Source organism: Pseudomonas sp. GW460-12-10-14-TSB1 (genome assembly GCF_017349775.1).
GTDB classification, from domain to species: domain Bacteria; phylum Pseudomonadota; class Gammaproteobacteria; order Pseudomonadales; family Pseudomonadaceae; genus Aquipseudomonas; species Aquipseudomonas piscium.
This window is the reverse complement of the sequence record NZ_JACNAC010000038.1, coordinates 43,186-64,307: the sequence shown is the minus strand read 5'-3', so window position 1 is coordinate 64,307 and position 21,122 is coordinate 43,186. Positions and strand designations below refer to the sequence as shown.

General features: G+C 61.7%; 23 protein-coding genes. 18 read left to right on the top strand and 5 right to left on the bottom strand.

Annotation, left to right across the window (positions count from 1 at the left end):
- Positions 1 to 24: 24 nt before the first annotated feature.
- Together J4D52_RS20735 and J4D52_RS20730 are read left to right on the top strand one after the other, a co-directional pair.
- Positions 25 to 327: a DUF6482 family protein gene (locus J4D52_RS20735; protein ID WP_102677091.1), complete on the top strand. Its 303-nt coding sequence runs from the start codon at positions 25 to 27 to the stop codon at positions 325 to 327.
- Positions 328 to 455: 128 nt separating this feature from the next.
- Entirely contained in the window at positions 456 to 1,073 is a 618-nt protein-coding gene (locus J4D52_RS20730; RefSeq protein WP_007924751.1) for an FKBP-type peptidyl-prolyl cis-trans isomerase, read from the top strand.
- A gap of 98 nt (positions 1,074 to 1,171) precedes the next feature.
- Here J4D52_RS20730 and J4D52_RS20725 read toward each other — a convergent pair whose 3' ends face one another.
- The 3 genes from J4D52_RS20725 to J4D52_RS20715 all read right to left on the bottom strand — a co-directional run bounded on the left by J4D52_RS20725 (position 1,172) and on the right by J4D52_RS20715 (position 3,111).
- Entirely contained in the window at positions 1,172 to 1,444 is a 273-nt protein-coding gene (locus tag J4D52_RS20725; protein ID WP_009045712.1) for a hypothetical protein, read from the bottom strand.
- Between the two features lie 207 nt (positions 1,445 to 1,651).
- Entirely contained in the window at positions 1,652 to 1,993 is a 342-nt protein-coding gene (locus J4D52_RS20720) for a zinc ribbon domain-containing protein YjdM (protein WP_007924748.1), read from the bottom strand.
- A 149-nt stretch (positions 1,994 to 2,142) separates the two neighbouring features.
- Positions 2,143 to 3,111, bottom strand: a complete 969-nt coding sequence (locus J4D52_RS20715) for a polyprenyl synthetase family protein (protein ID WP_009045711.1) — start codon at positions 3,109 to 3,111, stop codon at positions 2,143 to 2,145.
- A 241-nt stretch (positions 3,112 to 3,352) separates the two neighbouring features.
- On the opposite strand from J4D52_RS20715, the gene rplU reads away from it, so the two are divergent.
- The 5 genes from rplU to J4D52_RS20690 all read left to right on the top strand — a co-directional run bounded on the left by rplU (position 3,353) and on the right by J4D52_RS20690 (position 7,120).
- Positions 3,353 to 3,664, top strand: a complete 312-nt coding sequence (gene rplU, locus J4D52_RS20710; protein ID WP_007924746.1) for a 50S ribosomal protein L21 — start codon at positions 3,353 to 3,355, stop codon at positions 3,662 to 3,664.
- Between the two features lie 35 nt (positions 3,665 to 3,699).
- A complete protein-coding gene (gene rpmA / locus J4D52_RS20705) occupies positions 3,700 to 3,957 on the top strand; it encodes a 50S ribosomal protein L27 (protein ID WP_003228360.1) in 258 nt (85 codons plus the stop codon).
- A 195-nt stretch (positions 3,958 to 4,152) separates the two neighbouring features.
- A complete protein-coding gene (gene cgtA / locus J4D52_RS20700) occupies positions 4,153 to 5,376 on the top strand; it encodes an Obg family GTPase CgtA (protein ID WP_007924745.1) in 1,224 nt (407 codons plus the stop codon).
- Positions 5,377 to 5,526: 150 nt separating this feature from the next.
- Positions 5,527 to 6,645 (top strand): glutamate 5-kinase, encoded by a 1,119-nt coding sequence (proB, locus tag J4D52_RS20695; protein ID WP_025807550.1) that lies wholly within the window; start codon positions 5,527 to 5,529, stop codon positions 6,643 to 6,645.
- A gap of 10 nt (positions 6,646 to 6,655) precedes the next feature.
- Entirely contained in the window at positions 6,656 to 7,120 is a 465-nt protein-coding gene (locus J4D52_RS20690) for a CreA family protein (RefSeq protein ID WP_102677090.1), read from the top strand.
- A gap of 153 nt (positions 7,121 to 7,273) precedes the next feature.
- Here the strand turns inward: J4D52_RS20690 and rpsT are convergent, their stop codons facing one another.
- Entirely contained in the window at positions 7,274 to 7,552 is a 279-nt protein-coding gene (gene rpsT, locus J4D52_RS20685; protein WP_009050949.1) for a 30S ribosomal protein S20, read from the bottom strand.
- A 253-nt stretch (positions 7,553 to 7,805) separates the two neighbouring features.
- On the opposite strand from rpsT, the gene murJ reads away from it, so the two are divergent.
- The 6 genes from murJ (at position 7,806) to ispH (ending at position 15,284) form a co-directional block, all read left to right on the top strand.
- Complete coding sequence (gene murJ, locus J4D52_RS20680) at positions 7,806 to 9,344, top strand: murein biosynthesis integral membrane protein MurJ (RefSeq protein ID WP_025807548.1); 1,539 nt, start codon at positions 7,806 to 7,808, stop codon at positions 9,342 to 9,344.
- A 129-nt stretch (positions 9,345 to 9,473) separates the two neighbouring features.
- Positions 9,474 to 10,418, top strand: a complete 945-nt coding sequence (gene ribF, locus J4D52_RS20675) for a bifunctional riboflavin kinase/FAD synthetase (RefSeq protein WP_025807547.1) — start codon at positions 9,474 to 9,476, stop codon at positions 10,416 to 10,418.
- A gap of 13 nt (positions 10,419 to 10,431) precedes the next feature.
- Entirely contained in the window at positions 10,432 to 13,263 is a 2,832-nt protein-coding gene (ileS, locus tag J4D52_RS20670; protein WP_102677089.1) for an isoleucine--tRNA ligase, read from the top strand.
- Positions 13,256 to 13,768, top strand: coding sequence for a signal peptidase II (lspA, locus tag J4D52_RS20665; RefSeq protein WP_025807545.1), 513 nt, complete (start codon positions 13,256 to 13,258; stop codon positions 13,766 to 13,768). The genes ileS and lspA overlap by 8 nt, the downstream gene beginning before the upstream one ends.
- A 7-nt stretch (positions 13,769 to 13,775) precedes the next feature.
- Positions 13,776 to 14,213: an FKBP-type peptidyl-prolyl cis-trans isomerase gene (gene fkpB / locus J4D52_RS20660; protein WP_169915671.1), complete on the top strand. Its 438-nt coding sequence runs from the start codon at positions 13,776 to 13,778 to the stop codon at positions 14,211 to 14,213.
- Between the two features lie 123 nt (positions 14,214 to 14,336).
- The gene (gene ispH / locus J4D52_RS20655) at positions 14,337 to 15,284 is read left to right on the top strand and encodes a 4-hydroxy-3-methylbut-2-enyl diphosphate reductase (RefSeq protein WP_025807544.1); all 948 of its coding nucleotides are present in this window, start codon (positions 14,337 to 14,339) and stop codon (positions 15,282 to 15,284) included.
- Here ispH and J4D52_RS20650 read toward each other — a convergent pair whose 3' ends face one another.
- Positions 15,285 to 15,809: a GspH/FimT family protein gene (locus J4D52_RS20650; protein ID WP_102677087.1), complete on the bottom strand. Its 525-nt coding sequence runs from the start codon at positions 15,807 to 15,809 to the stop codon at positions 15,285 to 15,287.
- Between the two features lie 133 nt (positions 15,810 to 15,942).
- On the opposite strand from J4D52_RS20650, the gene J4D52_RS20645 reads away from it, so the two are divergent.
- The 5 genes from J4D52_RS20645 to J4D52_RS20625 are packed head-to-tail and all read left to right on the top strand — an operon-like array spanning position 15,943 to position 21,118.
- Positions 15,943 to 16,413: a GspH/FimT family pseudopilin gene (locus J4D52_RS20645; protein WP_102677086.1), complete on the top strand. Its 471-nt coding sequence runs from the start codon at positions 15,943 to 15,945 to the stop codon at positions 16,411 to 16,413.
- Positions 16,410 to 16,865, top strand: coding sequence for a type IV pilus modification protein PilV (gene pilV, locus J4D52_RS20640; protein WP_025807541.1), 456 nt, complete (start codon positions 16,410 to 16,412; stop codon positions 16,863 to 16,865). Before J4D52_RS20645 ends, pilV begins: the two co-directional genes overlap by 4 nt.
- The gene (locus J4D52_RS20635) at positions 16,862 to 17,572 is read left to right on the top strand and encodes a PilW family protein (protein ID WP_102677085.1); all 711 of its coding nucleotides are present in this window, start codon (positions 16,862 to 16,864) and stop codon (positions 17,570 to 17,572) included. Before pilV ends, J4D52_RS20635 begins: the two co-directional genes overlap by 4 nt.
- An 11-nt stretch (positions 17,573 to 17,583) precedes the next feature.
- Positions 17,584 to 18,060, top strand: coding sequence for a PilX N-terminal domain-containing pilus assembly protein (locus J4D52_RS20630; RefSeq protein ID WP_025807538.1), 477 nt, complete (start codon positions 17,584 to 17,586; stop codon positions 18,058 to 18,060).
- Positions 18,047 to 21,118: a pilus assembly protein gene (locus J4D52_RS20625; RefSeq protein ID WP_102677084.1), complete on the top strand. Its 3,072-nt coding sequence runs from the start codon at positions 18,047 to 18,049 to the stop codon at positions 21,116 to 21,118. Before J4D52_RS20630 ends, J4D52_RS20625 begins: the two co-directional genes overlap by 14 nt.
- Positions 21,119 to 21,122 lie beyond the last annotated feature (4 nt).

Genomic DNA, 21,122 nt, shown 5'->3' with positions numbered 1-21,122 from the left:
GCTTGAACTGCGCGAGGTGCACCCATGAACCTGCACGAGTTGAATGCTTATGCCGTCGCCGGAAAAATCGACGAGTTGAACCTGATCTCCCTCGAAGGCGGTATCTATCTGCTCGAGGCGCGGATGCATGGGGCAGCCTATCCATTGAGCGACGCCCACGGTCAGATGTTGCATCTGCGTTCGGTGGAGCATGCCCGGGAAGTGCTGCATGCCTTTCCCAAGCTGCCCTTCAACCTGATTCACGCTTCAGTGCATGATGAGATGTGCGGCCTCTCGGCCGGTATCGATGACAGCCTGCGGGTACCCCTCGCCGTCCGCTCGGTCTGACAGGCGGGACGCACGTTCATCGCCGTGGCATCTGTGCTAGTCTGCTCGCCCTTTTGGTTCCGGGCGTCCCGGGATGCGCTGTGTACGCACGGCGGATTTCCGAGCCGTCCGCACAGCGGAGCAGTGTCATGTCCGAAGTAAATCTGTCCACCGACGAAACCCGCGTCAGCTACGGTATCGGCCGTCAGCTGGGCGACCAGCTGCGTGACAACCCGCCACCGGGCGTGAGCCTGGATGCCATCCTGGCCGGCCTGACCGACGCGTTCGCCGGCAAGCCTAGCCGTGTAGGCCAGGAAGAAATGTCCGCCAGCTTCAAGGTGATCCGCGAAATCATGCAGGCCGAAGCTGCTGCCAAGGCTGAAGCCGCTGCTGGCGCAGGCCTGGCTTTCCTGGCTGAAAACGCCAAGCGTGAAGGCATCACCACTCTGGCCTCCGGCCTGCAGTTCGAAGTGCTGACCCAGGGCGAAGGCGCCAAGCCATCCCGTGAAGACAGCGTGCGTACCCACTACCACGGCACCCTGATCGACGGCACTGTGTTCGACAGCTCCTACGAGCGCGGCCAGCCTGCGGAATTCCCGGTCGGCGGCGTGATCGCTGGCTGGACCGAAGCGCTGCAACTGATGAATGCCGGCAGCAAATGGCGTCTGTACGTGCCGAGCGAGCTGGCTTACGGCGCGCAAGGCGTGGGCAGCATCCCGCCGCACAGTGTTCTGGTGTTTGACGTCGAGCTGCTCGACGTTCTGTAAGCCTCAGCTGTCGGGCTGAGCTTGCTCGCGATCCATGCGCCGTGTTTGCGGTGTACGGATCGCGAGCAGGCTTGCCTTGGCAGAGGGGTTAGGCGGGGTCATAGGCGTATTTTTGCGCTCAGGCCTTGCCCTTCGGCTGTTCCGGCAGGGCGCAAGGCCCGTGCATAGCAGAACAGAAACAGGTTGCGCACCAGTTCCTTGAGCACCACCGGCTCGCTGGAACTCAGGCCATTGAGGTCAAGATCGCCCTGGTCCTGCAGCTCGTTCAAGGCTTCTTCTTCCAGTACCGCACAGACTTCCCCGGTTTCCCGATGCAGGATTCGCAGGTAAGGGTGTGGGCGGTCCAGCCATGCGTCGATCAAATAAGTCATGAGTCTCATCTCCTTGATGGGTTTCAATGAGAATAATTCTTATTCAATGAATAGCAAGTACCTATTGGCGGTTTCTGCTTTTTTCTGTGTGGAAATTGTTGTGGGTCAAAAGGGCTGGCCTTTTGATATGTGGTGGGGAATGAGGGGAGTTTGGCGGGAGCGGGGAGGGCTTCACCCCGTGCCTGGCACGGGGCGATAGCCGGAATATCAGACCTTGCGGACGAACTCGGACTTGAGTTTCATCGGGCCGATACCGTCGATCTTGCAGTCGATGTCGTGGTCGCCATCGCACAGGCGGATGTTCTTGACCTTGGTGCCGACCTTGACCACCAGCGAGGTGCCCTTGACCTTGAGGTCCTTGATCACGGTGATGGTGTCGCCGTCTTGCAGGACATTACCGACCGAGTCTTTTTTCACGGTTTCATCGGATGCGGCCTCGGCTTCGCCGTTGGCGGACCATTCGTGGGCGCATTCCGGGCAGACCAGTTGGGCGCCGTCTTCATAGGTGTATTCGGAATTGCATTTCGGGCAGGGTGGCAACGTGCTCACTAAGGCTCCTCGGATTCAGGAAGGCTAAAAAGCGCACATTATATAGGGTTTTGCGCGGGGAAGGGGTATCGCGGGGGATTGGGCGAGAAAGCACCGCGAGCCAGCCCGCTCCTGCGCAGGGCAGGAGCGGGCTGGCGTGCAGTCGAAGCTTAGTGGGTGCGGGCTACAGCGAATTCGCTCAGTTCCACCAGCGCGTCGCGGTATTCGCTCGGCGGCAAGGCTTCCAGGCAGGCGATGGCACGAGCGACATAATCGCGGGCCAGTTGCGCGGTGTAGTCCAGGGAACCGGAGGCTTCCACGGCAGCGCGGATGCTTTCCAGGTCTTCGATACCGCCTTTCTGGATCGCCTGGCGCACCAGGGCCGCCTGTTCCGGCGTGCCTTCGCGCATGGTGTAGATCAGCGGCAGGGTCGGCTTGCCTTCGGCCAGGTCGTCGCCGACGTTCTTGCCCAGGGTTTCCGCGTCGCCACGGTAGTCGAGCAGGTCGTCCACCAGTTGGAAGGCCACGCCCAGGTGATCGCCGAAGGTGCGCAGGGCTTCGCTCTGCTCCTCGGTGGCGCCGGCCAGGGCGGCGGCGCTGTGGGTCGAGGCCTCGAAGAGCATCGCGGTCTTGCCGCGGATGACTTCCATGTAGGTTTCTTCGGTGGTGCTGGCGTCACGGACTTTCGACAGCTGCAGCACTTCGCCTTCGGCGATGATGCGGGTGGCTTGCGAAAGGATCTTCATCACCGGCATCGAGCCCAGCTCGACCATCATCTCGAAGGAGCGCGAGTACAGGAAGTCGCCCACCAGCACGCTCGGGGCGTTGCCCCACATGGCGTTGGCGGTCGAACGGCCACGGCGCATGCCGGACATGTCGACCACGTCGTCATGCAGCAGGGTGGCGGTGTGCAGGAATTCGATGGTGGCGGCCAGCAGGCGCAGGTCGTCGCCTTCGCGACCCAGGGCCTTGCCACACAGCAGCACCAATAAAGGACGCAGGCGTTTACCCCCGGCCGAGGTAATGTAGTCGCCGATTTTCGATACCAGCGGCACTCGGGAGGTCAGCTGCTTCTTGATGATGCCGTCGACGGCGCTAAAATCGTCCGCCACCGCGCGGTAGAAAGCTTGGGGTTGCATCAGCGACAGGTGCTCCAGAAGGGTTGCGCGGCATGCTAGGACCCACGTCCGGGGCTGTCAAGGCGCGATGGACGGCCCCTTGCATCGCCAAGACAGCTTGCGTACAATCGCGCACCCTGAACTTCCTGGGCAGCACCTGCCTTACGCAATTGCACTTGGGCCGTTCCAGCCCCATGCAGCCATGCCAGCCAATACCTCTTCTTATAAAGAGCTGGGTGAGCAGGATTATCGGAGAAATACCATGTACGCAGTAATCGTTACCGGCGGTAAGCAATACAAGGTCGCTGAAGGTGAATACCTGAAGATCGAAAAACTGGAAATCGCCACTGGCGAATCCGTGACTTTTGACCGCGTTCTGTTGGTTGCCAATGGCGACGACGTGAACATCGGCGCACCTGTTGTTGCTGGCGCAACCGTCAAGGCTGAAGTGATCTCCCAAGGTCGTCACGATAAAGTCCGCATCATCAAGTTCCGTCGCCGTAAGCACCACATGAAGCGTATGGGCCACCGCCAGTGGTTCACCGAGATCAAAATCACCGGTATTCAGGCTTAATTTCAGCCTAATTCCTCACTAGGAGAATTGAACTCATGGCACACAAAAAAGCTGGTGGTAGTACCCGTAACGGTCGCGACTCAGAAGCCAAACGCCTTGGCGTGAAGATGTATGGCGGCCAGGTCATCAAGGCCGGCAACATCATCGTGCGTCAGCGCGGCACCCAATTCCACGCTGGCTACGGCGTTGGCATGGGTAAAGATCACACCCTCTTCGCGAAAATCGAAGGCGTGATCAAGTTTGAAGTAAAAGGCGCCTTCGGTCGTCGTTACGTGAGCGTTGTCGCAGCTTAATTGCGCGATCGCTGGAAAAGCCCTGTCTTGCGACGGGGCTTTTTCGTTTGTGGGGTGAGTCTCTTGCAAAACTGTTTGTATGGGCTGCCAGCGCTGGATGTTACGGCCGTTGATCGGGGTCGCTGCGCTCATTTTTGCAAGAGTCTTATGTCTTAGTGTTTTTCGGCTCGCCCGTGCGGCGAGAGGCGTTTTGTTATGAAGTTCGTTGATGAAGTTTCGATCCGAGTAAAAGCTGGCGACGGCGGCAATGGCTGCATGAGTTTCCGTCGGGAAAAATTCATCGAAAACGGTGGTCCGAACGGTGGTGATGGTGGTGACGGCGGCTCGATCTACATGATCGCCGACGAAAACCTCAACACCCTGGTGGACTACCGCTACACCCGCCATTTCGACGCCGAGCGCGGCTCCAATGGCGGCAGTACCGATTGCACCGGCAAGAAGGGTGAGGATCTCGAGCTGCGCGTACCGGTCGGCACCACGGTGATCGATGCCGGTACTCAGGAAGTGATCGGTGACCTGACCAAGGCCGGTCAGCGTTTGCTGGTGGTGCAGGGCGGCTGGCACGGTCTGGGTAATACCCGTTTCAAATCCAGTACCAACCGTGCGCCGCGCCAGACCACTCCGGGTAAGCCGGGTGAGCAGCGTGATCTCAAGCTGGAGCTGAAAGTGCTGGCGGACGTTGGTCTGCTGGGCTTGCCGAATGCCGGTAAGAGCACCTTTATCCGCTCGGTTTCCGCGGCCAAGCCGAAAGTGGCCGACTATCCGTTCACCACCCTGGTGCCGAACCTGGGCGTGGTCAGTGTCGATCGCTGGAAGAGCTTCGTGATCGCCGACATTCCGGGCCTGATCGAAGGCGCTTCGGATGGTGCGGGCCTGGGTATCCGTTTCCTCAAGCACTTGGCGCGTACCCGTCTGTTGCTGCACCTCGTGGATATGGCGCCGCTGGATGAAAGCAGCCCGGCCGATGCCGCGGAAGTGATTGTCAACGAGCTGACCAAGTTCAGCCCGTCCCTGGCTGAGCGTGATCGCTGGCTGGTGCTGAACAAGTGCGACCAGATTCTCGAGGAAGAGCATGAGGCGCGGGTCAAGGAGATCGTCGATCGCCTGGAGTGGACCGGTCCGGTGTACGTGATCTCGGCCATTTCCAAAGATGGTACCGAGCGCCTGAGCCGCGACATCATGCGTTATCTGGAAGATCGGGCCGATCGCCTGGCGGCCGACCCGGCTTATGCCGACGAATTGGCTGAGCTCGATCAGCGCATCGAGGACGAGGCGCGTGCCCAGCTGCAGGCTCTGGACGACCAGCGTGCCCTGCGCCGCAGCGGCGTGAAGAGCGTGCATGACATCGGCGACGATGACTGGGACGAAGAAGATGTGGATGACGAAGATGGTCCGGAAATCATTTACGTCCGCGACTGATTCGTTGCAGTAAACTACAAGCGCCGCTCACTGAGCGGCGTTTTAGTATCCAGAAAACGTAGTATCAAGAAGCTTAGTATCAAGAAACGTAGCCACGAATAACTTATGGGCGCGCTCGGTCGCGTGGCTCTCAAGCTAAGGTTGAAGAAGATGCGGAGTAAGGTGACAGGTGCGCAGCGCTGGGTCGTGAAGATCGGCAGCGCACTGCTGACGGCGGACGGCAAAGGGCTGGATCGCGCGGCAATGGGCGTTTGGGTCGAGCAGATGGTGGCCTTGCATGAGGCTGGCGTCGAGCTGGTATTGGTTTCCTCCGGCGCGGTCGCGGCCGGCATGAGCCGCCTGGGCTGGACCGCACGACCGAGTGCGATGCATGAACTGCAGGCGGCCGCGGCCATTGGCCAGATGGGCCTGGTGCAGGCTTGGGAGTCGAGCTTCGCCGAGCATGGCTTGCATACCGCGCAGATCCTGCTGACCCATGACGACCTGTCCGACCGCAAGCGTTACCTGAACGCCCGCAGCACCTTGCGTGCGCTGGTCGAGCTCAAGGTGATTCCGGTCATCAATGAAAACGACACCGTGGTTACCGATGAGATCCGCTTCGGCGACAACGACACCCTGGCGGCCCTGGTGGCCAACCTGGTCGAGGCCGATCTGCTGGTGATTCTCACCGATCGCGACGGCATGTTCGATGCCGACCCGCGTAGCAATCCCGATGCCCAGCTGATTTACGAGGCGCGCGCCGACGATCCGGCGCTGGATGCGGTGGCGGGCGGTACGGGTGGCGCGCTGGGGCGCGGCGGTATGCAGACCAAGTTGCGCGCGGCGCGCCTGGCGGCCCGTTCCGGGGCGCACACCATTATTGTCGGTGGGCGCCTGGAGCGGGTGCTGGATCGCCTCAAGGCGGGCGAGCGTCTGGGTACCTTGCTGTCGCCTGAGCGCGGCATGCTAGCGGCGCGCAAGCAATGGCTGGCTGGGCATCTGCAAACCCGTGGCACCCTGGTGTTGGATGATGGAGCGGTGTCGGCCTTGTCCCAGGGCAACAAGAGCTTGCTGCCGGTGGGCGTCAAGCTGGTTCAGGGCAGCTTCCGTCGTGGCGAAATGGTGGTGTGCGTGGCGCCGGACGGGCGTGAAATCGCCCGCGGCCTGGCCAACTACAGCGCCCTGGAGGCGCAAAAAATCATCGGTCAGTCCTCTGATGCGATCGTCGGTTTGTTGGGGTACATGGCTGAGCCCGAGCTGGTTCACCGTGACAACCTGATTCTGGTCTAAGGAAAAACCAATGCGCGTAGCAAAAGGGTTGTTGGGGTTGCTGTTGGCGATGCCGCTGCTGGTCTCTGCTGAAGAAATCGGCCAGGTGTCGACGGTGTTCAAGTTTGTCGGGCCCAACGATCGTATTGTGGTCGAGGCCTTCGACGATCCGAAGGTGGAGGGTGTGACCTGCTACCTGTCGCGCGCCAAGACTGGTGGCGTGAAGGGCGGGTTGGGGCTGGCGGAGGATCGCGCCGAGGCCTCCATTGCCTGTCGCCAGGTTGGGCCGATCAGCTTCAAGGGCGAGCTCAAGGATGGCGAAGAGGTGTTCAAGGAGCGCACTTCGCTGGTGTTCAAGACCATGCAGGTGGTGCGTTTCCTCGACAAGAAGCGCAATACCCTGGTGTACCTGGTCTACAGTGATCGGCTGATCGAGGGCAGTCCGCAGAATGCGGTGACGGCGATTCCGATCTTGCCTTGGACGCAGAACCCGTAAAGGTCTTCAAGGTTTGCTCCTGCAGTGGTTATGCCCTGCAGGGGCTGCCGGTCGATGTTCGATTGCTTGTGATAATGGTTTGGTAGTCAAAAACAGCAAATCGCAGGCAATAAAAAACCGACCCTGAGGTCGGTTTTTTAACAAGCGTATCGCTTAGGCTGCAGCAGCGAGCTTCAGAGCCTTGATGTGGCCATTCAGGCGGCCTTTATGGCGAGCAGCTTTGTTCTTGTGGATGATGCCTTTATCGGCCATGCGGTCGATAACTGGCACGGCCAGAACATAAGCAGCTTGCGCTTTTTCAGCGTCTTTTGCGTCGATGGCTTTAACTACATTCTTGATGTAGGTACGAACCATGGAACGCAGGCTGGCGTTGTGGCTGCGACGCTTCTCAGCCTGTTTTGCACGTTTTTTGGCGGAAGGTGAGTTGGCCACCGTCGAGCTCCTCGAAAGACTTTTTGGGAAATAGCAAACAAAATAGGCCGCGAATCATGCCGATGAGTTGAAGGCTTGTCAAGGGCAGCTGATGCGTTCCGCTGAGTGGTTGGATCTGAAGAGGCGGGATATTTATTTCCGGCGCTTGACCTGTAAACTCGCGAGCTTTGGCTCTGTGCTGTTGCGGCGCGGAGTATCGCACAAGTGGGCGCATTGTTCGCCTGCTGTTTATCTACAGGCAAAAAACCTTTTCATGAACTTGCTCAAGTCGTTGGCCGCTGTCAGCTCTATCACCATGCTTTCCCGGGTTCTGGGGTTCGTGCGCGATACCATCATTGCGCGTACGTTCGGCGCCGGCATGGCGACGGACGCCTTCTTCATCGCCTTCAAGCTGCCCAACCTGCTGCGCCGCATCTTTGCCGAGGGCGCCTTCTCCCAGGCCTTTGTGCCTATCCTGGCGGAATACAAAAGCCAGCAGGGTGAGGAAGCGACCCGGACCTTTATTGCCTATGTCTCCGGTCTGCTGACGTTAGTACTGGCGCTGGTGACGGCGCTGGGGATCCTTGCCGCGCCCTGGGTGATCTGGGTGACGGCGCCAGGTTTTGTCGATACCCCGGAAAAATTCACGCTGACCACTGACCTGCTGCGTGTGACCTTTCCTTATATATTGCTGATCTCGTTGTCCTCCCTGGCGGGGGCGATCCTCAATACCTGGAACCGCTTTTCGGTCCCGGCGTTCGTGCCGACGTTGCTGAACGTCGCCATGATCGTCTTCTCGGTATTCCTGACACCTTATTTCGATCCGCCGGTCATGGCCCTGGGCTGGGCGGTGCTGGCGGGTGGCCTGGCGCAGTTGCTGTATCAGCTGCCGCATCTTAAGAAGATCGGCATGCTCGTGCTGCCGCGCCTGAACCTGCGCGACACTGGGGTCTGGCGGGTGCTGAAGCAGATGCTGCCGGCCATTCTCGGAGTCTCGGTGAGTCAGATTTCGCTGATCATCAACACCATCTTCGCCTCGTTCCTGGTGGCCGGCTCGGTGTCCTGGATGTATTACGCCGATCGCCTGATGGAGCTGCCTTCGGGGGTTCTGGGGGTAGCGTTGGGCACGATCCTGTTGCCGACGCTGGCCAAGACATACGCCAACAAGGATCGGCATGAATATTCGCGGATTCTCGATTGGGGCCTGCGCCTGTGCTTCATGCTGGTGCTGCCTTGCGCGCTGGCGCTGGGGATTCTGGCCGAGCCACTGACGGTATCGCTGTTCCAGTACGGCCAGTTCAGCGCCTTCGATGCGTCGATGACCCAGCGTGCGTTGGTCGCGTACTCCGTCGGCTTGCTCGCGATCATTGTGATCAAGGTGTTGGCGCCGGGTTTCTATGCCCAGCAGAACATCCGTACCCCGGTGAAAATCGCGATTTTCACCTTGATCGTCACGCAACTGCTGAACCTGGCGTTCATCGGTCCGCTGAAACATGCGGGCCTGGCGCTGGCGATCAGCGCCGGGGCCTGTATCAACGCTGGTTTGCTGTTCTATCAACTGCGCAAGCAACAGATGTTCCTGCCGCAGCCGGGGTGGGGCAAGTTTGCCCTCAAGCTGATCGTCGCGGTGAGCGTGATGACGGCGGTCTTGTTGGGGTTGATGCAGTTCATGCCGGCCTGGGATCAGGGGCATATGCTTGCACGCTTCCTGCGTCTGGGCGTGCTGGTGGTGGCAGGTGTGGTGGCCTATTTCGGCATGCTGGCGTTGCTCGGCTTCCGCCTGCGCGACTTCAATCGCAAGGCGTTGCACTGAGGTCCTGGGGCACTTGAACGCCGGCAAGGCAGTGGTTTTGTCGGTTCGATCACTTTGGCGCGTGCTGTTGCCTGTCACCGGCCGTCGGGTGTGGTTATAATCGACCACTTTATGAGCAAGAAGCGCGTTATGCAGCTGGTCCGAGGCCTCCACAACCTGCGCCCCCAGCATCGGGGCTGTGTCGCCACTATTGGCAACTTCGACGGTGTTCACCGTGGTCACCAGGCTATCCTGGGCCGGCTGCGTGAGCGTGCGCTTGAGTTGGGCGTGCCCAGCTGCGTGGTGATATTCGAGCCGCAGCCGCGCGAATTCTTTGCTCCGGACACCGCTCCGGCCCGCCTGGCACGCTTGCGCGACAAGCTGCAGCTGCTGGCCGAGGAGGGCGTCGACCGAGTCTTGTGCCTGGCGTTCAACCAGCGCTTGAGCAAGCTCAGCGCCAGTGAATTCGTCGAGACCATCCTGGTCGACGGCCTGGGTGTACAGCACCTGGAAGTCGGCGACGATTTTCGCTTCGGTTGCGACCGGGTCGGTGACTTCGACTTTTTGCAAAAGGCCGGTATCACCCAGGGTTTTACCGTCGAGGCCGCGCAGACCGTCGAACTGGATGGCCTGCGCGTCAGCAGCACCCAGGTCCGCAATGCCCTGGCGGCTGCCGATTTCGTATTGGCCGAGCGTCTGCTCGGTCGCCCGTTCCGCATCGCCGGGCGGGTCCTGCATGGACAGAAGCTGGCGCGCCAGTTGGGTACGCCCACCGTCAATGTGCAGCTCAAACGCCGTCGTGTACCGCTGTCCGGGGTGTACCTGGTCAATGTCGACATCGACGGCAAGACCTGGCCGGGCGTTGCTAACATTGGCGTGCGGCCGACGGTAGCAGGTGATGGCAAGGCCCACCTGGAAGTCCATCTTTTAGATTTTGCCGGCGATCTGTATGACCGGCGTTTGACGGTGGTTTTCCACCACAAGCTGCGTGAAGAGCAGCGTTTCGCCTCTCTGGAGGCGCTGAAGACGGCGATCAATGCGGATGTCGCCGCCGCCCGTGCCGAAGTTGCACGTATCCATAGCGCCAATCGCTAATGAAGAGCCTTAAATGACCGACTATAAAGCCACGCTAAACCTTCCGGACACCGCCTTCCCAATGAAGGCCGGCCTGCCTCAGCGCGAACCGCAGATTCTGCAGCGCTGGGACAGCATTGGCCTGTACGGTAAGTTGCGCGAAATTGGCAAGGATCGTCCGAAGTTCGTTCTTCACGACGGTCCGCCCTACGCCAACGGCTCGATTCACATCGGTCATGCGGTCAACAAGATTCTCAAGGACATGATCATCCGCTCGAAGACCCTGGCGGGCTTCGACGCGCCTTATGTTCCAGGCTGGGACTGCCACGGCCTGCCGATCGAGCACAAGGTTGAAGTCACCCACGGCAAGAACCTGTCCTCGGACAAGACCCGTGAGCTATGCCGCGCCTACGCCACCGAGCAGATCGAGGGCCAGAAAGCCGAGTTCATCCGCCTGGGCGTGCTGGGCGACTGGGCCAACCCGTACAAGACCATGGACTTCGCCAACGAAGCCGGGGAAATCCGTGCCCTGGCGGAAATGGTCAAGGGCGGCTTCGTGTTCAAGGGCCTCAAACCGGTGAACTGGTGTTTCGACTGCGGCTCGGCCCTGGCTGAAGCGGAAGTCGAGTACCAGGACAAGAAGTCCTCGACCATCGACGTGGCCTTCCCGATCGCCGACGCAGACAAGCTGGCCGCCGCCTTTGGCCTGGCCAAGCTGAGCAAGCCGGCTTCGATCGTGATCTGGACCACCACTCCGTGGACCATCCCGGCCAACCAGGCGCTGAACGTTCACCCTGAGTTCAACTACGCCCTGGTCGATGCTGGCGACAAGCTGCTGGTCCTGGCCGAAGAGCTGGTGGAATCCTGCCTGGCCCGCTACAACCTGGAAGGCTCGGTCATCGCCACCGCCCCGGGTTCTGCGCTGGAGCTGATCAACTTCCGTCACCCGTTCTACGATCGTCTGTCGCCGGTCTACCTGGCTGAATATGTCGAGCTGGGCGCCGGTACCGGTGTGGTTCACTCGTCGCCAGCCTACGGTGAAGACGACTTCGTGACCTGCAAGCGTTACGGCATGGTCAACGACGACATCCTCAACCCAGTGCAGAGCAATGGCGTGTACGCCAGCTCGCTGGAGTTCTTCGGCGGCCAGTTCATCTGGAAGGCCAACCCGGCCATCGTCGACAAGCTGACTGAAGTCGGTGCGCTGCTGCACACCGAAACCATCAGCCACAGCTACATGCACTGCTGGCGCCACAAGACCCCGCTGATCTACCGCGCCACCGCGCAGTGGTTCGTCGGCATGGACAAGCAGCCAACCAGCGGCAACACCCTGCGCCAGCGCGCGTTGCAGGCCATCGAAGAGACTCAGTTCGTTCCGGCCTGGGGCCAGGCGCGCCTGCATTCGATGATCGCCAACCGTCCGGACTGGTGCATCTCCCGTCAGCGCAACTGGGGCGTGCCGATCCCGTTCTTCCTGCACAAGGAAAGCGGCGACCTGCACCCACGCACCGTCGAGCTGATGGAAATCGTTGCCAAGCGTGTCGAGCACGAAGGCATCGAAGCCTGGTTCAAGATGGACGCGGCCGAGTTGCTCGGCGATGAAGCCTCGCAATACGACAAGATCAGCGACACCCTGGACGTCTGGTTCGACTCCGGTACCACGCACTGGCACGTACTGCGCGGCTCGCACCCGATGGGCCACGCCAGCGGTCCGCGTGCCGACCTGTACCTGGAAGGTTCCGACCAGCACCGCGGCTGGTTCCACTCGTCCCTGCTGACCGGCTGCGCGATCGATGGCAATGCGCCGTACCGCGAACTGCTGACCCACGGTTTCACCGTCGACGAGAACGGCCGCAAGATGTCCAAGTCCCTGGGCAACGTGATCGCGCCGCAGAAGGTCAACGACACCCTGGGTGCCGACATCATGCGCCTGTGGGTCTCGGCCACCGACTACTCCGGTGAAATGGCGGTTTCCGATCAGATCCTGCAGCGCAGCGCCGACGCCTACCGGCGTATCCGCAACACCGCGCGCTTCCTGCTTTCCAACCTGAGCGGCTTCAACCCGGCCACCGATATCCTGCCGGCCGAGGAAATGCTCGCGCTGGACCGTTGGGCCGTGGACCGTACCCTGCTGCTGCAGCGCGAGCTGGAGCTGCACTACGGCGAATACCGCTTCTGGAACGTCTACTCCAAGGTGCACAACTTCTGCGTGCAGGAGCTGGGCGGTTTCTACCTGGACATCATCAAGGACCGCCAGTACACCACTGGCGCCAACAGCAAGGCTCGTCGTTCGTGCCAGACCGCGCTGTTCCACATCTCCGAAGCGCTGGTGCGCTGGATCGCGCCGATCCTCGCCTTCACCGCCGACGAGCTGTGGCAGTACCTGCCGGGCGAGCGCAACGAGTCGGTAATGCTCAACACCTGGTACCAGGGCCTCAGCGAGCTGCCGGAAGGCTTCGAGCTGGACCGTGCCTACTGGGAGCGGATCATGGCGGTCAAGGTCGCGGTCAACAAGGAAATGGAGATCCAGCGCGCGGCCAAGGCCGTCGGTGGCAACCTGCAAGCCGAAGTGACCCTGTATGCCGAAGACGCGCTGAGCGCCGACCTGGCCAAGCTGAGCAACGAGCTGCGCTTCGTGCTGATCACCTCCACCGCCAGCGTCGCGCCTTTCGTGCAGGCTCCGGCGGATGCGGTGGAAACCGAAGTCGCCGGCCTCAAGCTGAAAGTGGTCAAGTCGGGCTTCGCCAAGTGCGCCCGTTGCTGGCACTGCCGTGAAGATGTCGGCGTGCACCCTGAGCACCCGGAAATCTGCGGTCGCTGCGTCGACAACATCAGCGGCGAAGGCGAGGTTCGTCACTATGCCTAATGCCGCGGGCCGTTTCGGCCGTCTGGGCTGGCTGTGGTTAAGCGTGCTGGTGCTGGTCATCGACCAGGCCAGCAAGCTGCACTTCGAAAGCTCGCTGTCGATGTACCAGCAGATCGTGGTGATCCCGGATTACTTCAGCTGGACCCTGGCCTACAACACCGGTGCGGCGTTCAGCTTCCTGGCGGACAGCTCGGGCTGGCAGCGCTGGTTGTTCGCCCTGATCGCGGTGGTGGTCAGCGCTGTGCTGGTGGTCTGGCTCAAGCGCCTGGGGCGCAACGAAACCTGGCTGGCGGTCGCCCTGGCACTGGTGCTGGGTGGCGCGCTGGGCAACCTGTATGACCGCATCGCCCTGGGCCATGTGATCGATTTCATCCTGGTGCATTGGCAGAACCGCTGGTATTTCCCGGCGTTCAACTTTGCCGACAGCGCCATCAGCGTGGGTGCGGTGATGCTTGCGCTGGATATGTTCAAAAGCAAGAAAACCGGAGAAGCCGTTCATGACTGAACAGGTATTGGCTGAACAACGCATCGGCCAGAACACGGAAGTCACTTTGCATTTCGCATTGCGCCTGGAGAACGGCGACACGGTGGACAGCACCTTCGACAAGGCCCCGGCGACCTTCAAGGTCGGTGACGGCAACCTGTTGCCAGGTTTTGAAGCGGCCCTGTTCGGTTTCAAGGCGGGCGACAAGCGTAACCTGACCATCGAGCCGGAAAACGCCTTTGGCCAGCCGAACCCGCAAAACGTGCAGATCATCCCGCGTTCGCAGTTCCAGGATATGGAGCTGTCCGAAGGCCTGCTGGTGATCTTCAACGATGCGGCCAATACCGAGCTGCCAGGTGTGGTCAAAGCCTTCGACGACGTCCAGGTGACGGTTGACTTCAACCATCCGTTGGCCGGTAAAACCTTGACCTTTGATGTCGAGATCATCGACGTTAAAGCGCTTTAAAGGCATCGCCAGCCGGCTCGCGTCTACAGTCTCCACAGGGTTGCTGTAGGCGCGAGCTGGCGTGCGAGCAATCGCGAAGCGGTTGCACCGAATATTCCTTGCCCGCAAGACACGAGGCACAGCATGCAAATCAAACTCGCCAACCCCCGTGGCTTCTGCGCTGGCGTGGACCGCGCGATCGAAATCGTCAATCGCGCCCTGGAGGTCTTCGGGCCGCCGATCTACGTGCGTCATGAAGTGGTGCACAACAAATTTGTCGTCGAAGACCTGCGCGCTCGCGGAGCGATCTTTGTCGAGGAGCTGGACCAGGTGCCGGATGACGTCATCGTGATCTTCAGCGCCCACGGCGTTTCCCAGGCCGTGCGCAGCGAAGCGGCGGGCCGTGGCCTGAAAGTCTTCGACGCGACCTGCCCGCTGGTGACCAAGGTGCATATCGAAGTGGCGCGCTACAGCCGCGACGGTCGCGAATGCATCCTGATCGGCCATGCCGGCCACCCGGAAGTCGAAGGCACCATGGGTCAGTACGACGCCAGCAATGGCGGCGCGATCTACCTGGTGGAAGACGAGAAAGACGTCGCCAACCTGCAGGTGCGCAATCCTGAAAAGCTGGCGTTCGTGACCCAGACCACCTTGTCGATGGACGACACCAGCCGGGTCATCGATGCCCTGCGCGAGCGTTTCCCGGCCATTGGCGGGCCACGCAAGGACGATATCTGCTACGCCACGCAGAACCGTCAGGACGCGGTCAAGCAACTGGCCGACGAGTGCGATGTGGTGCTGGTGGTGGGCAGCCCGAACAGCTCCAACTCCAACCGCCTGCGTGAGCTGGCCGAGCGCATGGCCACGCCGGCGTACCTGATCGACGGTGCCGAGGATATGCAGCGCAGTTGGTTCGACGGCGTCGAGCGCATCGGTATCACCGCCGGGGCTTCGGCTCCCGAGGTGCTGGTGCGTGGCGTGATCGAGCAATTGCACGCCTGGGGCGCCACCGGCGCCGACGAACTGGCCGGTCGTGAAGAAAACATCACCTTCTCCATGCCCAAAGAGCTGCGCGTTCGTTCGCTGCTCTGATCAGTCCCGCCTGTCGCATAACGTCTGTGCAGCCCTGTCGCTGCGCAGGCTGACCCGTCCACTGCGGGAAAGCACCACCTGGTGCTGGCTCGTTCCCGGATCGGCCCCGCAGATGTGCAGCGTCCCGGCCTGAAAGGCGCCGCTGGGCAGCTGTGGATCGCCCAGGCCACTGAAGCGCACGAAATGCTGCACCGGGCGATTGCCGACAATCGCCACCCGGGCGTCCCCCCGGCGTTCAAGCAGCACCGGGTTATCGCTGTCCTGCGAACCCTCGCCACTGATATCCAGAATGATCCGCCAGCCTTGGCTCCAGTCGTCGTTCACCCCGTGAATGACCGTCTGCTGCTGACGCAGGATGGCTTCGGTGCGCGCATTGCGTATGCCGCTGGCAAGCATCTGTGCGGCATCCAGCCGGCGTGTCGACTGGAACAGCTCCCCGAATGAGGTGGTGGCAAACAGCATCAGCAGGCTGGCGAGCGCCAGGCCGACGATTATTTCGATCAGGCCGAAACCCTTCTGCAGCATGGTTCTCCCTCCATGGAGCGCGACAGGTCCGGACAATCCTTGTCCGGCCATTGAGCAAAACCGCGAACCCTCGGTCTATGAAGGTTCGAAGTGCTAGAGCCAGTTATAGCCGCTGGCCGCTCAAGGGGATGGCATGCGTTACCGCACAGAGGGGTTCACGCTGATCGAATTGCTGGTCGCCCTGGCAGTTTCGGCGGTTTTGTTGACCCTGGTGGTTCCGGCGTTCAGTCAGATGGCGCAGCGATCCAAGGCTGACAGCGACATCAGCGAACTGCTGCGCAGCTTGAATTACGCGCGTCTGGAGGCGATCGACCGTGGCTTGCCTATTCACCTGCGCCCGGCTGCCGTGGATTCGGACTGGAGCCGGGGGCTGTCGATTTATCAAGGCGACGGAGCGGCGATGAATGTATTGCGGGTTGTTCCCGCGGTCAGTCGCGACGCCCGGCTGACGCTAACCTCTGAATTCGACAGCATCGGATTCAACGCGCTGGGCGGCGTATCGGCAGCGGTCCCGCCGGTCATGACCTATGTGCTGGGCGGGCAACACAGGACGATCACGCTGTGCCTGAACGGACGGATAGCGGTAAACGGGGAGTGCAAATGACGGGCAGGAGCGGGCAGCTCGGGATGACGTTGATCGAGGTGCTGGTGGCGGTGCTGATTCTCGGCGTGGGCCTGCTCGGTGCGGCGGCTGTCCAGCTCAATGCCCTGCGCTACACCGACAGTGCATTGATGACCAGCCAGGCCAGCTTCATTGCCTATGACATGCTCGATCGCATCCGCGCCAACAGCGCCGCGGACTACAGCGTGGCGGCACCCGATACCGGCAATTTCAGCGTGGTTCGGGACCAGGACCTCTATGACTTCAAGCGCAATATCGAGAGCTTTGGCGGGCCGACCGCCGAGGGCCATATCAGCCTCAAGCAGGGTGTGTTCACCATCAGCATCACCTGGGATGACTCCCGCGCCGCCCATGCCTCTGCCGAGCCTGCTGAGGGCTCCCGCAGTTTTGTCTTGAGCAGTCGGGTGGCGGTGGATCCGGGGGGCAAGCAATGAGGTACGGGAGCAGAGGTTTCGGCCTGATCGAAATGCTGGTGGCGCTGGCGTTGAGCCTGATCGTGGCCTTGGGCGTGACGCAGATTTTCATCTCGGCCAAAAACACCTACCTCAGCCAGAACGCTTCGGCCGGCCTGCAAGAGGACGCGCGTTTTGTGCTGAGCAAGATGCTCCAGGAAATACGCATGGTCGGTATGTTCGGTTGCCTGCAGAACATCGCCGATTCCAGCACTGCCTCGGACTTCGCCGACCATGCACAAACACCGATCCGCTGGGACAACGCCAACCACCGGCTGACGCTGGTCACGACCGATATCGGCGACAGCGGTGGCGCCCCGACCTGGACCGTGCTGACCGATTGTCGCAACAGCGCCACCGCCTACACCGGAGCCCGCAAGGCCCCCTCGGGGCAGCAGGCGTTTGCGGTGCGGCGCCTGGTGTACAGCCTGAAGAACGATCAACTGCTGATGGGTACCGGCACCGGCTCCAGTCAGGCGGTGCTGGTGAACAATGTCAGCGCTTTCGATGTGTCGTTCGGCATCGCCAGTACCGCCACCGATGTCGCGGCCTCCCGCTACAGCCGCGATCCAGGCGACCCGGCGCGGATCCGCAGCGTGCGTTTGAGCCTGACCCTGAGCGATCCCCAGGCGCGCGTGCGGCCGCAGACGTTCAACGTGGTGGCCGCCTTGCGCAATCGCCTGTTGTGAGTGAGTTGCCGATGATTTCGTATCGAACGTCTCCGAAGGGGCAGCGCGGCATGGCGCTGCTGATGAGCCTGGTGTTTCTGTTGCTGCTGACCTTGATCGGCATCTCGTCGATGCAGAACGCCACCTTGCAGGAAAAGATGTCCGGCGGCCTGTGGCTGCGCAATCAGTCGTTCCAGGCGGCGGAGATGGCCCTGCGCATTGGCGAGAGCGCGGTGCAGCAGGACAGCTATTCGTTGCCGGTCTGTACCGGCGGCCAGTGCACGCCACCGGGCGAATCCGCGCTAATTAGCGCAGCAGGCCACAACAGCCATTCGGGTGTGACCTGGATCGCTACCGCTAACGGCTTTTACGGTGTGCAGAACATCGGCACGACGCTGGGGGCGGTCAATGTGCCGAGCAACACTTCGGCGACCCTGTACCGGGTGACTGCCGTCGGGTTGGCCGGCCACTCGCGCAGCGTGCTGGAGAGCATCTATGCCAAGTACTGAAAGGCCTAGAGGATTGCTGACTGGCGCTTTACTGAGCCTGTATCTGAGTGCTCCAGCCTATGGCTTCACCCCGGCCCAGGCGCCCTTGGCGAATGCGGCGGCGGTGGCGCCGAATGTGATGCTGCTGCTCGACGATTCGCAGAGCATGAACAGCATTGTCTATGCCCCGGGCTTCGATCCCGGGCTGGCGCGGGCGCCGGTCCGGCCCTGCCGGATGCAGGCGGGCGAGTGCCTGGCCGGTGCCAGTCCGAGCGCGGATTCGATTGCCCTTTCAACATTGAGCCAGGCGGGCTGCGCCAGCGGTTATGTCGGGTTCTACCGCGACAATGCCCGGCCGCTGTGCCTCAAACTGCCCGATCCGGCGGGGCGCGGCAGCACTCGTTATTCGGCCGCGTACCTGGCCTATCTGCTTGCCCTGGCCGACGGCCGCGACCGGGATTTCACCGATGGTTCTATTCCCGCTCAGGACCGGATGACCCTGGTTCGTGAGTCCGCCAGCAGGTTGGTGGCTGACAACCGTGCGCTGCGCATCGGCCTGGCGAGCTTCAACCCGCCAACGGGCGGCGATTTGGCGCCGGGTGGGCGTATCGTGCGCGCCATCAGCGATCTGGCACCGGTCGGCGATCAGGTCAGCCAGGCTCAGGCCGACAGCAACTACCAGGCATTGCTGTCCGCTATCGGCGGGCTCAGGGCCTCCGCCGAGGCGCCGCTGGCGGAAACCTATTACGAGATCAGTCGTTATTTTCGTGGCTTGACGCCTTACTACAACAGCACGCCGTCCACCTATGGCAGCCCGATCCAGTACCGCTGTCAGCGCAACTACGGCCTGGTGGTGACCGATGGCTTGCCCAGTTACGACCACAGTTTTCCCTCCCGTGAACCCCAGGGGGCAGCCCGCCTGCCCGATTGGGACGGGGTGTCCAATGACGGCATTGATCCCGGAGGCAACGAGGAGGGCAGCAGCCTGTATCTGGATGACATCGCCAAGCTGGCGGTGGATATCGATATGCGCGCAGCAGGCCTGGATATCGCAGGTAAAAGCTGGGATTCAGCGGGTTTCGCGCAACAGCACATGAACACCTACACCATCGGTCTCAACGCGCAGTACCCGATGCTGGTGGATGCGGCGAACTATGGCCGGGGCAAGTTCTATCCGGTGACTGACAAGGCTGGGCTCGATGTCGCACTAGCCTCGGCCCTGGGCGAGGTTTCGGCTTCCGCGGCCCAGGCAGGCAGTGCCTCGGCCGGTGCCGCCGGGCTGGCCAGCGGTTCGAGTTATTTCCAGGCGTCTTATGACCCCGTCGATTGGCACGGCACCATCAGGGCATACGGCATCAGCCCAGCCGGTTCGATCGATACCGGTACGCCGCTATGGAGCACGGACTCGACCCTGGTCCCCGGTGTGTCGCCGGGGATCTTCCAGACCTGGAACAGCGCCACCCGGGCCGCCGTTGCCTTGCGCGATGACCAACTATCCGGCGCGCAGCAGGCCGCGCTTGCCCAGAACCTGCCACCCGGCATAACCACGGCCGATCTATTGGCCTGGAGCCAGGGGGTTAACCGGGCTGGGCTCAAGGTGCGTACCCACCTGCTGGGGGACATCGTCAACTCGCCGCTGGTCATGGCGGCGCCGGCCGCGCAGGACGCCGCCGATCTGCAGGGCGACAGCGGCTACAGCGCCTACCTGGCGAGCAAGGCCCAAGGCATGACCTCGAGTCTGCTGGTCAACGCCAATGACGGCCTGCTTTCGCTGATCGACCCGGAGAATGGCCGGCGCCGCTACGCCTATATGCCCTCCAGTGCCTTGCCGCTGCTGCATCACATCGCCGATCCCGGTTATGCCAATGGCGATCGTCATCGGTTCCTGGCCGATGGTCCGGTGGCGGTATTCGATGCCCAGCTCGACACGGCCTGGGCAACCCTGGCGCTGGCGGGCACGGGGGCCGGCGGCAAGGTGTTTTACGCGGTGCAGCTGTATGGCCAGGCCGGCAATACGCCCCAGGCGCTGTGGGAAATCGCCGCGCCTGGGGTAGCCGATATCAGCCACCCATTCAATGATCTGGGTTATGCCTACGCTCGCCCGGAAGTGGCACGCTTGGCCGACGGGCGCTGGGCGGCCTTCATCGGCAATGGCTATGGCAGCCATTCTGGGGTGGCCGCCTTGTATGTGGTGGATATTCGCGACGGCTCGCTGATCAGGAAAATCCTGGTCGACGGCAATGGGCAGGAGAACGGCTTGTCCTCGGTGAAGTTGCGGGTGGACAGCCAGAATGTGGTCCAGGCGGCTTATGGTGGCGATCTCCAGGGCCATCTGTGGAAGTTCGATTTGAGCGGTCCGGCGCCGGACAGTTGGGGGCTGGCCTTTGGCGGCGCTCCGTTATTCAGCGCTCCGGGTGGCGCGACTCAGCCGATCACGGCGCAGCCGTTACTGGTGGATCATCCCGAGGGCGGCAAGCTGGTGCTGTTCGGCACCGGCAAACTCAGCGAACTGGCCGACAAGCGCAACAAGGATGCCCAGGGCTTCTACGCGGTCTGGGATGCCCCGGGCGGGGAGGGCCGGATCACTGTGGCTGATCTGCAGGCGCAGGCGATCACCGGGCTGTTTGCCGGCAGTGCGGGTTCCTATATCACCAGCACCAGGGCGGACGTCAGTTATCCGACCGAGATGGGCTGGTACCTGCCGCTGGGAGAGGCGTCGAGCGGTGAGCGGGTCATCAACCCGGCCACGCTGGTGGCGGGTCGCATTGTCTTCAGCTCCGCTGCTGTCGAGGCGGGTGATCCTTGTTCCAGCGCGGGCAACGGCAAATTGGTCGAGCTGGACGCATTCAGCGGTAAGATGCTCGATGACGCGGTGCTCGACACCAACGGTGACGAAGTGGTCGATGGCCTGGACACGCCTTCCAGCGGTGTCATCTTTACCGGCGGCATTCCTGCGTTGAGCGCTGTGCTTAACCGCGCTACCCGCAAAATTGTCAGCAATTCCGGCGGCGGTATTGCCTCCCTGGTCGAGAAACCGGGCGGTGGCAGCCGCCGCATCATGTGGCGACAAATACAGTAAGTGA